The sequence below is a fragment of the Hungatella sp. L36 genome (assembly GCF_014288035.1).
This window is the reverse complement of sequence record NZ_JACOPC010000024.1, coordinates 60,225-74,465: the sequence shown is the minus strand read 5'-3', so window position 1 is coordinate 74,465 and position 14,241 is coordinate 60,225. Positions and strand designations below refer to the sequence as shown.

Annotated in this window: 19 protein-coding genes; all 19 read left to right on the top strand. The window is 50.8% G+C overall.

Annotation, left to right across the window (positions count from 1 at the left end; genetic code table 11):
• Positions 1–115: 115 nt before the first annotated feature.
• The 19 genes from H8S80_RS31645 (at position 116) to H8S80_RS31555 (ending at position 14,162) form a co-directional block, all read left to right on the top strand.
• Positions 116–601 (top strand): prepilin peptidase, encoded by a 486-nt coding sequence (locus H8S80_RS31645; RefSeq protein ID WP_055650194.1) that lies wholly within the window; start codon positions 116–118, stop codon positions 599–601.
• 16 nt (positions 602–617) lie between these two features.
• On the top strand, positions 618–1,391 hold the full coding sequence (cpaB, locus tag H8S80_RS31640; RefSeq protein WP_055650195.1) for a Flp pilus assembly protein CpaB: 774 nt from the start codon (positions 618–620) through the stop codon (positions 1,389–1,391).
• On the top strand, positions 1,379–2,182 hold the full coding sequence (locus H8S80_RS31635; RefSeq protein ID WP_055650196.1) for a CpaE/TadZ family protein: 804 nt from the start codon (positions 1,379–1,381) through the stop codon (positions 2,180–2,182). The genes cpaB and H8S80_RS31635 overlap by 13 nt, the downstream gene beginning before the upstream one ends.
• Complete coding sequence (locus tag H8S80_RS31630; protein ID WP_055650197.1) at positions 2,166–3,536, top strand: CpaF/VirB11 family protein; 1,371 nt, start codon at positions 2,166–2,168, stop codon at positions 3,534–3,536. The genes H8S80_RS31635 and H8S80_RS31630 overlap by 17 nt, the downstream gene beginning before the upstream one ends.
• Positions 3,537–4,469, top strand: coding sequence for a type II secretion system F family protein (locus H8S80_RS31625; protein WP_055650198.1), 933 nt, complete (start codon positions 3,537–3,539; stop codon positions 4,467–4,469).
• Positions 4,466–5,344 carry a type II secretion system F family protein gene (locus tag H8S80_RS31620; RefSeq protein WP_055650199.1) on the top strand — a complete coding sequence of 293 codons (879 nt, stop codon included), beginning with the start codon at positions 4,466–4,468 and terminating at the stop codon, positions 5,342–5,344. Before H8S80_RS31625 ends, H8S80_RS31620 begins: the two co-directional genes overlap by 4 nt.
• An 80-nt stretch (positions 5,345–5,424) precedes the next feature.
• A complete protein-coding gene (locus H8S80_RS31615; protein ID WP_055650200.1) occupies positions 5,425–5,646 on the top strand; it encodes a DUF6133 family protein in 222 nt (73 codons plus the stop codon).
• 88 nt (positions 5,647–5,734) lie between these two features.
• The gene (locus tag H8S80_RS31610; protein ID WP_242866133.1) at positions 5,735–6,073 is read left to right on the top strand and encodes a hypothetical protein; all 339 of its coding nucleotides are present in this window, start codon (positions 5,735–5,737) and stop codon (positions 6,071–6,073) included.
• A gap of 70 nt (positions 6,074–6,143) precedes the next feature.
• The gene (locus H8S80_RS31605; RefSeq protein WP_055650202.1) at positions 6,144–6,554 is read left to right on the top strand and encodes a zinc-finger-containing protein; all 411 of its coding nucleotides are present in this window, start codon (positions 6,144–6,146) and stop codon (positions 6,552–6,554) included.
• A 15-nt stretch (positions 6,555–6,569) separates the two neighbouring features.
• Entirely contained in the window at positions 6,570–7,148 is a 579-nt protein-coding gene (locus tag H8S80_RS31600) for a sigma-70 family RNA polymerase sigma factor (protein WP_055650203.1), read from the top strand.
• 55 nt (positions 7,149–7,203) lie between these two features.
• Positions 7,204–7,899: a hypothetical protein gene (locus H8S80_RS31595; protein WP_055650204.1), complete on the top strand. Its 696-nt coding sequence runs from the start codon at positions 7,204–7,206 to the stop codon at positions 7,897–7,899.
• Positions 7,886–8,371 (top strand): hypothetical protein, encoded by a 486-nt coding sequence (locus H8S80_RS31590; RefSeq protein WP_242866134.1) that lies wholly within the window; start codon positions 7,886–7,888, stop codon positions 8,369–8,371. The genes H8S80_RS31595 and H8S80_RS31590 overlap by 14 nt, the downstream gene beginning before the upstream one ends.
• A gap of 46 nt (positions 8,372–8,417) precedes the next feature.
• A complete protein-coding gene (locus H8S80_RS31585; RefSeq protein WP_055650205.1) occupies positions 8,418–9,050 on the top strand; it encodes a hypothetical protein in 633 nt (210 codons plus the stop codon).
• Positions 9,051–9,126: 76 nt separating this feature from the next.
• Entirely contained in the window at positions 9,127–9,726 is a 600-nt protein-coding gene (locus H8S80_RS31580) for a type IV toxin-antitoxin system AbiEi family antitoxin domain-containing protein (protein ID WP_055650206.1), read from the top strand.
• Positions 9,723–10,562 (top strand): nucleotidyl transferase AbiEii/AbiGii toxin family protein, encoded by an 840-nt coding sequence (locus H8S80_RS31575; RefSeq protein WP_055650207.1) that lies wholly within the window; start codon positions 9,723–9,725, stop codon positions 10,560–10,562. Before H8S80_RS31580 ends, H8S80_RS31575 begins: the two co-directional genes overlap by 4 nt.
• A 279-nt stretch (positions 10,563–10,841) precedes the next feature.
• Positions 10,842–11,267, top strand: a complete 426-nt coding sequence (locus tag H8S80_RS31570; protein ID WP_055650208.1) for a single-stranded DNA-binding protein — start codon at positions 10,842–10,844, stop codon at positions 11,265–11,267.
• Between the two features lie 117 nt (positions 11,268–11,384).
• Positions 11,385–12,200, top strand: coding sequence for a hypothetical protein (locus H8S80_RS31565; protein WP_055650209.1), 816 nt, complete (start codon positions 11,385–11,387; stop codon positions 12,198–12,200).
• A gap of 33 nt (positions 12,201–12,233) precedes the next feature.
• Positions 12,234–13,274, top strand: a complete 1,041-nt coding sequence (locus H8S80_RS31560) for a DUF932 domain-containing protein (protein WP_117633407.1) — start codon at positions 12,234–12,236, stop codon at positions 13,272–13,274.
• Between the two features lie 57 nt (positions 13,275–13,331).
• On the top strand, positions 13,332–14,162 hold the full coding sequence (locus H8S80_RS31555) for a hypothetical protein (RefSeq protein ID WP_055650211.1): 831 nt from the start codon (positions 13,332–13,334) through the stop codon (positions 14,160–14,162).
• Positions 14,163–14,241: the final 79 nt, after the last annotated feature.

Below are 14,241 nucleotides of genomic sequence, written 5' to 3'. Positions count from 1 at the left end.
AAGGTAGAGGGTAATTGGAGAGCCGTATACGTCGAGAGGCGTAAGTACGGTTCGGGGGCGAGTATCTGGAAATCTGCCGTGGCAACACGGTAAGGCGCCGGGTGCTTAGCCTACTATACTAACCGGGAATAGCCTTCCGGTACTTTTCTATGAAACGCTGGTTTTCTGTGCCATTACCGGCTTTGCTGTTTACGATCTGTTTCATAAACGGGTGCCTGACCGGGCGCTCGTTTTATTTTGTCCGGCCGCGCTTGCCGCTCCCTTTGTGCTAAACGCCGGTTCCTTAAACTGGCAGATGGTTTCTGTAGCCTGGCTCGCTTCCCTTGCAGGGGCGGCGGCCGGCTTTGGTATCCTTCTCACAGCCGCTCTTGTCTCTAAGGACGGCACCGGCGTGGGGGGAGGGGATATCAAGCTGGCTGGAATCATGGGATTTATTTACGGTATGAACCGTATGGCCGCGATTCTGCTGACTGCCGCCGCCCTGGCCGCCATTGCTGTGCTTCTCACCAGAAGAAACCATAGGAATGAAAATCTGGCGATTCCATTTGTTCCCTTTCTTGCCATGGGAAATCTGGTCATTGCCGCAGCTTTGAAATTTTAAATCAGGAGAGATAAACATGAGATTAAATAACCGTTTTTTATTTGGGCTGCTTAGCCTGCTGCTGGCAGCCATCATTGCTTTTATAGCCCTTCCCACCATTGCCAGACAGACCAACGGCAAAACTGAAATCGTCCGCGTGTCGGCGCCTATTTTAAAGGGTGCTGTTATCACGGATAAAAGTGTGGAGCTGGCAGAGGTAGGAAGCTATAACCTGCCTGCAAATCTTGCCCGCTCCACGGAGGATGTGACAGGGAGGTATGCTGTCACGGATTTAATGGAAGGAGATTATATACTTTCCTCAAAGATCAGCGCACTTCCCCTCACCTCGGATATTGCGCTGAATGATATCCCGTCCGGAAGGGTGGCTATTTCTCTAAGCATTAAAACTTTGGCCTCCGGTCTGTCTGACAAGCTTCAGGCAGGTGATATTGTGCGTATTTACCACTTTCTTGAAACAGCGAGGGAAATACCGGAGCTGCGCTTTGTAAGGGTTTTATCTGTCACCAGTGCTGACGGAATCAATATAGACAACACAAAGGAACCCACGGAGGACGAGGAAAAGCAGCAATCTGCAACCGTCACCGTCATAGCAGCTCCCGAACAGGCCCGTATCATCACAGAGCTGGAAAATGACGGAGTTGCCCATGTTGCCCTTATCTCCCGCAATAATGAGGAGTTGGCGGCGGAATTGCTTGCAAAGCAGGATCAGTTGCTTTCAGACCTCGGTTCACCGGAGACGCCGGAAACAACGGTGGAAAACAGCAAAGGAGCATACCTATGGCAAAAATAATTACCGTATGGGGCAGCCCAGGCAGCGGAAAATCTATGTTCTGCTGTATGCTCGCCAAGGCCCTGACAAGAGATAAAAGAAAAGCCATCATCGTCAATGCGGACAACAGTGTTCCCATGCTGCCGGTATGGCTGCCGGAGCAGCTTGTCCCTGCTAATGCTTCAATCGGACAGGTTTTAAGCAGTGTGGAGATTGACACTGCCCTGACAGCCAGCCATGTGACGGTGCTGAAAGCCTATCCCTTTATCGGACTCATGGGCTATTGCGCCGGCGAAAATCCGTTGAGCTATCCGGAGATAAAATATGATATGGCTGTGGGACTGATTATGGCAGCGTCAAAGCTGGTTGATTTTGTCATTCTGGACTGCAGCTCAACCATGACAAATGTATTCACGCCGGCTGCCATTGAATCCGGCGATCTGGTTGTCCGTATCCTGACTCCGGATTTAAAGGGGATTCACTACCTAAAGGCCCATCAGCCCCTGCTGGCAGACAGCAGGTTTCGCTATGACAGGCACATGACCTTTGCCGGCCTTGCCCGTCCTTTCCATGCCATTGACGAGATGGGACATCTCATAGGCGGCTTTGACGGCCTGTTGCCATATGGCAAAGAGATTGACCGCTGTGCCACAGAGGGCGGCATGTTTCAGGCAATCAGCTACTGCAATCAAAAATACACGGCCTCTCTGAATAAAGTGCTGGAAGGGCTGGAACCAGAGAAAGAGGAAAACCAGCCGGAGGATATGCCGGAGCACAGACAGGAGGAGTGCGCGGATGAACAATTTAAATGACATTTTCTTTGCCCCGGCAGCCAATGATAATTTGACATATGATCAGATTCTCGAAGATGTCCAACGGTATTTTTCAGAAAACCATGCTTCCACGATTGCAGAGGCCGGCGAAGAGCATACCGATAAGGCTACCACTGTTTTAAAGGAGCTGATGGAACAGTATATCGTCAAACGGAAGTATACGGCTGACGGGCTGACAACAAAGGAGCTCTGCGAAAAGCTCTATGAAGATATGGCAGGCTACTCCTTTTTAAATCAGTGGATTTATAAGCCGGGCGTTGAGGAAGTGAATATCAACGCCTACAACGATATTGAGGTGATTATGAACAGCGGCCGCAGCATTAAGATCCCGGACAAATTCTCCTCGCCCCAGCACGCCATTGATGTGGTTCGCCGTATGCTGAACGCCTGCGGCATGGTGATAGACGACACCATGCCCAGCGTTATTGGGTTCCTGGATAAAAATATCCGAATCTCTGTGGACAAAGCCCCTATTGTGGATTCTGATGTGGGTATCAACGCTTCCATCCGTATTGTCAACCAGCAGACGGTTTCCGAGCAGAAGCTTCTGGAATCCGGCAGCGCCACGGCGGAAATGCTGCACTTTCTCACGGCCTGTATCCGCTATGGGGTCAGCGTCTGCATTGCCGGCTCCACCGGCTCCGGAAAAACAACCGTAATGGCTTGGCTGCTGTCCCAGGTTCCCAATAACCGCCGCCTGATTACCATTGAGGAGGGGAGCCGGGAATTTGATTTAATCAAGAGGGACGCCAATGGAAATATTCTCAACTCCGTTGTCCACCTGCTGACAAGACCTCATGAAAACCCGGCCATGAACATTAATCAGGATTTTCTTCTGGAGCGTGTGCTGAGAAAGCACCCGGACGTGATTGGCGTAGGGGAAATGAGATCTGCAGCCGAGAGCCTTTCGGCTGCGGAAAGCTCCCGGACCGGCCATACGGTCTGCACCACCATTCACTCCAATTCCTGCAACAGCACCTACCGGCGTATGATGACGCTTGCCAAGCGCAAGTATAACATGGATGATTCCGTGCTTATGCAGATTATGGTGGAAGCCTATCCTGTGGTTGTGTTTACAAAGCAGCTTGAGGACCGCTCCCGGAAAATCATGGAAATTATTGAGGGGGAGGACTATCTGGACGGAAAGCTGCTCTACCGCTCTCTTTACAAGTATGAGGTAGTGGACAACGTAACCCTTGAGGGCGGGGAAACCCATGTGGTAGGGCATCACCGGAAAATGTGTTCTATCTCTGATGGATTGATAAAGCGGCTGCTGGACAATGGTATCTCTCATAAGGAGCTGGAAGAATTCACAGGAAAGGTGGTGGATTAGTTGCAGTGGATTTATCTGATTTGTTTTGCCCTTATAAACGCCGGGCTTCTGGCCCTGTTCGGGGTCCGCCCCGGAGATATTATGGACGCAGTATTTTTGTCCCGGCGCAAAGCCGCTACCCTGAGCGATGAACTGAACGTACTCCTGGGTACTCCGGCCAAAGGGTTCTTTAACCAGGACTACGAAATCAGAAGGATTCTAAGGGACACGGGCAGAGCCGACCGCTTTGAGGCCCTGAAACGGCTTACCCTGATCCTGTTTGCCGTGGGCGCGGTATTGGCGCTCCTGATTGGCAATGTATACATGGTACCGATTCTTGGAATTGGCTTTTCTCTGCTGCCGGTCTGGTATTTGCACAGTACGGCGGCCAGCTATAAAAAGCACTTGAATGAGGAGCTGGAAACGGCAATCTCCATTATTACGACCTCATATCTGCGGACCGAGGATATTATACGGTCTGTGCAGGAAAACCTTTCCTACATCAATGAACCGGTAAGAGCCAATTTTGAGGCGTTTGTCTATGAGACCAGGCTGATTAACGCTAATACGACCAGCGCCATTAACAGCTTAAAAATGAAAATCCCAAACCGGGTATTCCATGAGTGGTGTAATATTTTAATCCAGTGCCAGTCGGACCGCTCCATGAAAAACACCCTTCCCACAATCGCCCAGAAATTCAGCGATGTCCGTATTGTGCAGTCAGAGCTGGAGGCCATGATGCAGGGACCACGGCGCGAGGCAGTCACTATGATGTTTCTTGTAATAGCTAATATCCCTCTGCTGTATTTCCTCAACAAGGACTGGTTTCACACTCTGCTTTTTACAACTCCCGGAAAGATTGCTCTTGCAATCTGCGGGGCAATTATCCTGTTTTCATTGACACAGATTATGAAATTGAGCAAGCCCATTGAATACGGAGGTGACAGCCTATGACACTGTTGGCGCTTACGGCTGTTGTACTGCTTGGGTTCGCAGCCTATTATCTCGCCTGCGCCTTTGCGGATATTCCTACTGCCAGAACCTCGCGCGCCATGCTGATGGTGCGAAGGCAGCAGGGAGTCAAAAGAGAAATTCTGGCCGAGGTTTACCTGACGAAAATCGCAGGGCTCCTGGCTCCTCTCCTGAAGCTGGACAGGCTAAAACGCAATAAGCTGCAGTCAGCTTTACATATTGCCGGGGTGGAGCTGACGCCGGAGGTTTATACGGCCAAAGCCTGGGTAACTGCCGGCGCTGCCGGACTATGCTCTCTGCCCATGGCGTTTGTAATGCCTCTTATGGTGCCGCTCTTAGTCGGGCTGGCCGTGGCGCTCTGGTTCTCCACGTATTATGCGGTCTTTGATTACGTCAGAAAGCGGCGAAAGCTCATAGAAGCGGAGATTCCCCGATTCGCCTTAACCATCGGGCAGAATCTGGAGAATGACCGGGACGTGCTGAAAATCCTGACCTCCTACCGGCGTGTGGCGGGCAGGGATTATGGCGCCGAGCTGGACCAGACCATTGCGGACATGATTACCTCTAACTATGAGAACGCATTGCTTCACTTTGAAACCAGAATCGGAAGCCCTATGCTCTCGGATGTTGTCAGGGGGCTGGTAGGCGTGCTTCGCGGAGACGACCAGCGCATGTATTTCAAGATGATCTGCTTCGACATGAGACAGATTGAGCAGAACAATCTGAAAAAGGAAGCGGCCAAGCGGCCCAAGAAGATACAGAGGTACTCCATGATGATGCTTATTTGCATTATGATTATCTATCTTGTGGTCCTGTGTACCGAGGTGTTAAGCTCTCTCGGTGCCTTTTTCGGTTGACAGAACCGCATCGGTTTCCAAGCAGACAGCTTTATGGAGTTAATAACAACACACAACTATTATATTCAGGAGGTTTTACCATGAAAAAAATATTTATTAAATTTAACAGCACTGCTGCCCGTCTTATGTTAAACACCCGCGCCGCGCTCTCCAACCAACGCGGCGATTTTTATATCAGTGACGCCGTAAAGATCATCATAGCCGTGGTGCTGGGCGCTCTCCTGCTGGCGGCTCTGACATTGATTTTCAACGACACGGTGATTCCCAGAATCACAAGGGAGATCGAGGCATTATTCGGATAACAATACACTCGGGATCAGCGCAGGAATATGCGGCTGATCCCTTTTTTTATTTTACTTTTCGCAATGTGCGGTAATGGAGGTAAGGGCATTGAATCAAAACCATTGTAAGTTTTATTCCTTTATGCGGGCAACCAGGGGCAACTGGAGAAATACGCTGTACGTCATGTGCGGCTCTAACTCCTGCCCCTGCGGAAAAAACCCGCCCTGTGACGGCTTTCTCATGGCTGCAGCCGCGGACGGAAGCCTGATCGTAATGCCTGTGGAAATTGTCAGGCAGTTTACCGGCGAGTCCATCGAACCGTCAGAATGCCGTGGTACTCTGTTGAGAAAGACCTTTGAGGCTGTTTTCTCACAGTATATCGAGTGGCACACGCTTTCGGATTCCGGCTGTCCAATCCTGCAGCTTTACCAGGATGCTGACCGCTGACATCTGAACTAAAACTGTCCTGATCAACGGAATCACGCCGTAAACGGCGAGTAATCAGGAGGTAATTGTTATGAAGCAGAAACAGCGAATCAGATGCCCCTATTGCGGGGCCTATGCCACCTGCCGGCCGGCCAGTGTTGTATATGGTAAATCCGGTAAAACAAAAAATTCGTACCTCTACATCTGTTCCCGATGGCCGGCCTGCGATTCCTATGTGGGCACGCACAAAAAGGATCGGAGTCCCCTGGGAACGCCAGCCAACAAAAGCCTGCGCCACAAGCGGATTCTGGCCCACAGGTCATTGGACGCTGTGCAGCACCGCTTCCAAATGCAAAAGTGGGAAGCGTATGTCTGGCTGCAGGCAAAGCTGGGACTTAGCGAGTCAGAGACTCATATCGGCATGTTTTCGGAGTATATGTGCGACAGGACCATTGCGCTTTGTAACCAGGCATTAGAAGCGGCCCATATCCGTGCAGCGTGAGGGGAGGCGGGACTTATGAGGAAAGACGGTATCCTGACAGAGGAACAGAGATGTCTGGTTGCTGAACACATGTCCGTTGTCCATTGGGTGATTGTATCAGGCATCCATGTCAATGAGCGTATTTACGGCTTTAGCTATGATGATTTATTCCAGGAGGGATGCGTGTGGCTGTGCAGAGCCGCTGTCTCCTATGACGCGTCCTTGTCCCAGTTTTCCACCTACGCAAGGAAGGTGGTACGCAACGGGCTGCTGTCCTATTGCCGGGGAATGTGCGACAAGCAGCGTCATTTTACACGGCTGGAGCTGGGGGAACATGGGGAGCTGGTTGCCGATGGCGCGGCCATAGATCACGTTGATGAATCCAGCGCGCATATTTCCATGCTGGAGACTCTCTTACTGCTGGAATCCAGAAAGCAGGATTACAGCGGAATCGCCAGACTGGGGATTGAAGCTCTGGAATTAAAAATCAAAGGCAGCAGCATCAAGGAGATTGCACAGATGTATGACGTGCCTTCCTCTTATGTGGGCGCCTGGATTTCCCGGTCCGCCAAAAAGCTGCGAAAGGACCGGATATTCCTGGACAGCATCCGGTAGCCTGTTGAAAATCCGGTGTTTAAACCGTAAGGAACTGATAAAGGAGGTATCGACTATGACGTTAAAAACATTATTTACTGCCGTGGGACGTTTGGAGAAAAGAAGCGGCGGTCCGGGACGCTCCTATCCGGTTATCGTGCTGGGAGGAAAGGACTATATGGTTGATTTACAGGAGATGCTGGTATGGTCCAGCTTAAACTGGAGGATTGTCAGGAAGGAAGAAATAGGAGCGCTTTACGAGAAGGCTGTTCTGGATTACAGCTTCCAGACAGACCGTACATGGGCTGCCTGCGCGGACCGCCTGCTGCTCCGGGGGCTTCTGGTCTCCGGAAGCGGCGCAACGGATTATGACGCTCTATACGACCTGTTGAGCACCATGTATATCATTCCGGCCACAGGCAGCCTTCCGCTCCGGTTATTTTCCTTTATTAAGCTTGTGCTGATAAAGGATGTGCCCATCTCCATGGCCCGCCGGCTTCTTCAAGGGGACAGGCGGACAGCCGGAGAAAAGCAGGTGATGCGCCTTGCCGGACAGACCCTGATGTCCACGGCGGAGATTATCAAGTGTATGGACAAGGGAATTCACAGGCTGCGCGGTGAGGAAGGCGTGCTGGACAGCCTGTACAACGACCAGGATACAACCAGCGACAATATCGCCTATCTGGTCAAAGCCAGCGCCAGCAGCAGACCCGTTGTCCTGGCCGTTGCAAACCTGTACCTGCGCCAGCAGATTATCTTTGAAAGGATTTAATATGATGGAAAAATGGAATGGTTGTCCTGCCGTACTGAAAAGAAGGATATGCTTCACCCTGCTGGCCGGTCCTGCCAGCGTAATTGTCAGCCTTATCATCTACCTTGCTTATGCCGACACCGTGCTGCTTACCATGAGCGGCGCTATTTTCATCTGCTGCCTGTACCGTGGTAAAGTCCTGTGGGATATTATCCGCAGGGAAGCATATATAGCCGTGTCAGGCACCTGTACCGGCGTTACGCTTTCGCCCCTGAGAAGATACAGAAGAGTCCGGATTACCGATCTGTATGGCAGAGAGCAGACTCTGCTTTTAAGTGGGCAGACTGCTGTGCAGATCGGGTCGCAATACTGCTTTTATTTCCAGAAGGAAAACCGCCCGCTCCTGGGAAATGACTATCTGGATACCATGCTTGCAACCAACGCTTTTCTTGGATATGAAAAATTAATGGAACACTGTGCAGAAATGGAATAGGGTCTGTCCTATTTCCTTTGTAGATACCGAAGAAAGGAGGGTTTTCTTGTATAATCCGCACACCGTAGAGCAGTATCATATTTACAGCTATTTAAAGGAAAAATTTTATTTGGAATACTGTCTGCTGTCTCCTCTTTCCAGGAGTTCCATGCTGATAGAGGATATGGCAGGCGGCAAGGCAGCATTTGGCTATGAAAACGGCGCTGTCCGGGAAATCGCACTTCCACCGCCTCCTGACCCCGAACAGGTTAAGGCTTTTTTAAAGGGCTTTCAAGCGCTGGAGCCCAAGCCCTGCCTGACTGACTTTGAAGGCATTACCCGCTGGTGGCTGGACCATCCCAATCCCCTGACTTATCAGCAGGCATTGGGGCTTACCGATGACCTTTACCGGCACGTTTTGACTTACCCGCTCATAGATGATAAAATGGCGCGAAGCATAGTGGCAAAGGGTCTTGTGACAGAAAAGGAGTTCTTTGATATCCGGCTGTGGTACCGCAACGGTCATGTCATGACCTGCTGGCTCGGACAGTTGGGTCTTGATGGAACGGGGAACATCTACGGGCTGAGCTTTAAGTACCGGGAACCAGACGAACAAAAGTTTGAGTTTTACCTGCTGGACGATTATTATTGCTTTATGAACCACATAACGCCTGCTCCTTCTGGAAACACTGATATTTAATAAATAGCAGTTTACAATCATGCTTTATTATTTTATAATTTAAAGCATGATTGTATTATGGCAGGAGGTGGCAAAGATGGACGATATCTGGCTGAAAATAAAAGAGCTTGCAGCCGCAGGGAACGGGATTGTATCTACCAAACAGGTAGAGCATATGGGAATCAGCCGCATTGCGCTGAAAAAATATGTGGAGGATAACCGTCTTGTCCGTATCCGCAAGGGACTTTATACGCTTTGCGGCGAGCTGCCGGACGAATATGCAGCGCTGCAGATAAGAAGTACAAAAGCCATATTTTCTTATGGAACCGCGCTGTTTTTCTGGGGGCTGTCCGACCGGGCGCCGCATCTGATTGATATGACGGTTCCACAGGGGACAAATGTATCTGCTATAAAAAGAGATTATCCCCAGGTCCGTTTTCACTATGTTGTGGAAGCTATGTACGGCATAGGCATAACGGAGACGAACTCCCCCCAGGGCGGTCTGATCCGCCTGTATGACAGGGAGCGCTGTGTCTGCGATTTAATACGGGACAAGAAGAATATGGATATGCAGCTTTACACGCAGACCGTAAAAGATTATTTCCGGTCCGGGGCAGACTGCCGGAAGCTGCTGAAATACGGAAAGCAATTTGGAATTGAGGAACAAATCAGAACATATATGGAGGTACTGATATGAAAACACCGGAACAACTGAAGGGGGCAATCCGTAACATGGCAGCGAAAAAAAAACTGCGTCCCCAGGAGGTGCTGCAGATGTTTTTGTTTGAGCGGGTCCTGGAGCGGCTGGCGGTTTCTCCCTACCGGAATAATTTTATATTAAAGGGCGGACTGTTGATCTCTTCCATGATTGGCATTGACGAGCGCACCACCATTGACATGGATACCACGGTCCGGGGAATCCGCATGGAGGAACCGGAAATCATATCTATTATTCGGGAAATCCTGTCCAGCGATGTTGACGATGGCATAGATTTTGTTTTTCGGAAAATCGAACCAATCCGGGAGGACGATACTTACCGCAACTTCCGGGTTCATATCGACGCCCGGTACGGCAGGATTAACAGCCCTATGAAGATTGATATCACCACCGGAGACGAGATCACTCCCGCAGCGATTCAATACAATTATCCCTTTCTTTTTGAGGATAAAACAGTACCGGTCATGGCTTACACTCTGGAGACGATTCTTGCAGAAAAATATGAGACTATTATACGCCGGAATATCGGAACCACGAGAGCAAGGGACTTTTATGATCTACATATGCTGTACCGGGAGCGGGAAACGGAAATACGCGCTGACATCCTGCGGCTGGCCGTGGCTCATACGGCTAAAAAGCGCGGTTCTGCCAGGGCGCTGGCGGATTGGGAGGAAATTATCCAGGATATCCGGGAGGAACCGGCGCTGGCATCGCTCTGGCATAATTACGCGGCGGATAACCCCTATATTGGAAAGCTGCAATTCTCGGAGACAGTGAATACCGTGGAGCGTATCGGCAGGCTGCTGCAGGAATAACCCCCATATGTTGCGTATAGCTAAAATCTTTTATACTATATATTGATTACTAAATCTTGACACATACCAGATATAGTGTTATACTTGCTTTGTAAATGATTTTTGTGCGCACCCGAAGGGGAATATGGACTCTGCTCCATATAGCGGCAGAAGCCCGCATTGCACACGTTGTCAAGTTTGTAATCAAGTGTCAGTGGTATTACTGTGCCTTTTTATGGCCGGTTTTATCTGCTGGCACTTTTTATATAGATATAAATGCCTTTGGCAGAAAGGAGTGTTATGGCACAGGTTTTCGTATTTGGCTGTGTGACTGCGGACCTGCAGTTAAAACAGAGCCAGAAGCAGACGCCCTACGTCTCGTTTGACCTTGCCGAGCATATCGGCTACGGGGATGGACAGCGGACCATTTATTATCAGGTCTGGGCGTGGAGGGAGGACGCGCTGCGGCTCATACGCCTGAAGGTGAAAAAGGGCAGTATGATCTGGATTACCGGCTCCCTGGAGCTGGTAGACTGTACCAGCCAAAACGGCAATGTTAAAACAAAGCGCCTGAAGATTTCACTGGACAACTGCGGCTATATGCCCAGCTGGCAGCAAAAGCAGCAAGACGGGGAATTGACAGGCGGCCATGGAACGGAAGCCGGCTTCCATGACCCTTCACCCCCGAAGGTGCTGGACGGTGAACGGGAGCCCCTGCCGGAGTGATTAAGCTCCGGCCCATTGAGAGGAACCACATTAAGTTTTTCAGAATGATACTGAAAGCTTAGTGCGGTTCCTCTTTTTTTGTTTCCGGAAAAATGTAAAGAGAGGATGAATGAATCAATGAAAAACGACAAGGCCCTGTGGGGCAGTATCAGTATTCTTGTGGGAATTGTAATCGCAATTCTGGCACTGGTAAGAGGGGATATGCAGACATGGCTTCTGTTAGGGGTGTTTTCACTGTGGGGAACATGGATTGTAGCAATCCTTCTGCTCCCCTATATGCGGCAGGCAAAGAGACGGCAGCAGCGGAAATACCGGCTGAAACGTCTTTATGCGGAAGGAATCCGCGGCCCCGCTCCCAAGGCCCAGGAAAAGCCAGAGGGGGCGCCGATGGAGCATCTTCTGCTTCGCCATGTGAACCACCGCATTTCAAGCTATCTGCACTCCGCCTATCCGGAAGTAACCTGGTCCTGGTGCGAGAAGGAACCGGAACGGCTTGCGATTCATGGGGGAATTGGACGTATCCGCGTATATGGCGTTCCTGATTTCGACCATGCGGATGTAACCGTGGACCAGAAGGCTAATATCAGCTGCAGCATGGTTAAAATCGTTCCGCTGTCCCAGATCGGAGCCACAGCAGATGAAGAGAGCAAAGCGCCGCCCAACCGTCAGCCGGTGGACCCGCAGATCTGGTATGAGGTGCAGGGACGGGAGGTGATGGAAACACTTATGGCTGATTTAAATTCCCGGGGACACAACAGCCTGACCCTTTATGAGAATGGAAATATCTGTATCCGTCAGGACAACGAGGAGGTGGCGCAGGAACAACTTCCCGGTTTTCCAGATAAGACATACTGGCCCCGGCTGGTTAAGGTGTTTGAGCGCAATGGTCTGGCGGCGGAAATAACCGGGACGGGTATTGTCGTCACCTGGTAACTCACCTATTACGGAAAGGAGTGATTGTTACAGATGAAAGAAGGAATCTCCCTGCAGGAAATGGCGGCTGAAATCACACGCCAGAACCAGCTGAAGGAGGATTATCTGGTGGACACCAGAAGCCTCAAGCTGGAGCCCAGCGGCGGTCAGCTTTACCTGCATATGTATGACAAGGATGTGGAGGTGCTGGAACCCTTTGAGGTCAATTCCATCGCTCACCGGCAGGTCGGCAGCTATCTGAAAATTCCCGCCGACTACTATGACCGTATGAGGAACGATTATCCGGAGCTTCTGGCCGAGAATGTCAATTCCTGGTTTAACCGGGAACCGGCTAAGAGAATGCTCCGTACCATCGGCGGCACGGCGCGGGCTTTTTTAAGCAACCGTTACCGCCGCATTGACAATATGGAGATTGCCAAGGTGGTGCTGCCCATCATCGGTCAGATGGAGGGCGCGCATTTTGAGAGCTGTCAGATTACAGAGAGCAGAATGTATATGAAGATTGTCAACACCCGCCTTGAAGCAGAGGTTGTCCCCGGCGATATTGTCCAGGCCGGGCTGATTATCTCGAACAGCGAGGTCGGACAAGGCTCTGTGAATATACAGCCCCTTGTATACCGGCTGGTTTGTAAGAATGGAATGGTGGTAAATGACGCCAGAACACGCCAGTACCATACGGGAAGAATCAATACGCTGGAGGAGAACTTCCAGTTGTATTCCGAAGAAACACTGGCTGCGGAGGACCATGCTTTTGTAAAGAAAATTGAGGATACGGTAAAGGCTGCCGTGGAGGAAGCCCGCTTCTCCCAGGTCATTGACATAATGCGAAACGCGACTGCCGCGAAGATGAATACAGCAGATGTCCCCGAACTTGTCCGGCTGACAAGCCGCGACTTCCATATTACCGAAGATGAAAGCGCGGGCGTCCTTCAGCATTTGATTGAGGGCAACGACCTGACACTCTATGGACTTTCCAACGCAGTCACCCGTCACAGCCAGAATGTAGAAAGCTATGACAGAGCCACGGCGCTGGAAAGCATTGGGTATAAGATTTTAACCATGCCCTCAAGATAGTGGAGCAAAATCAACCAGATGGCCGCTTAATACGGCTGTAAGAAGGAGGAAAACCATATGTATAACCAGAATACGACTGCTTTAATGGAACAGGAAACGTTTGTACTTCCCGCCATGGCGGAAAGTGAATTCAGCTCCGCAGAGCTGGCCGAGGATATGGACGGTCTGCAGATGAGCTTCCAGCGGGTTAAAATCCCGGCAGGCGGCACCATTCAGTTTGAGCTTCCGTCCGACGATCCCGAAAATCCGGACTACGCAAAAACACTGGTCGGCATCATTCTTCACAACCACGCCACCTGCGCCTATTGGCCGGAGGGAAGCGAGTACGATGAAAATACCGCCCCCCTTTGTTCTTCTGTGGACGGTAAGCAGGGGATCGGAGATCCGGGAGGCGCCTGCGAGGCCTGTGCCTTAAACCGCTTCGGCACGGATTCCAACGGAAAGGGCAAGGCCTGCAAGAACATGCGTAAGCTTTATCTGCTCCGCAGCGGAGAGTATATGCCGATTCAACTGACCCTTCCGCCCACCAGCATCAGTCCGTTCCGCGAATTTTTAAACCAGTCCTTTGCCATTCGCCGGCGGGCAACCTTTGGCAGCGTGGTGCAGATTGGACTTAAAAAGATGAACAATGGCACAAATGATTACAGTGTTGCCACCTTCCGCCGCCTGTATGACTTTACCGGCGAGGAACTGGCGCAGGTACGCGCTTTTGCCGACAGCTTTAAAGAACAGGTAAAGGGAATCCTTCAGCAGCGCGCCGCCGCTACCGGAGATTTACACGATGACGGCTGTGACTACCTTGAGACAGGTACACTGCCCGGGGATAACCGCGGCAGCTTTTCCATTCCGCCTGCGATTGACGGGGAACGGGAAGCATTACCGGCTTAATGATTTATGGCAGTGATATACCGCCCAACACATTAACAAGAGACATCTCCGGTTTTGGACCGGGGGTGTCCTTTTTTTA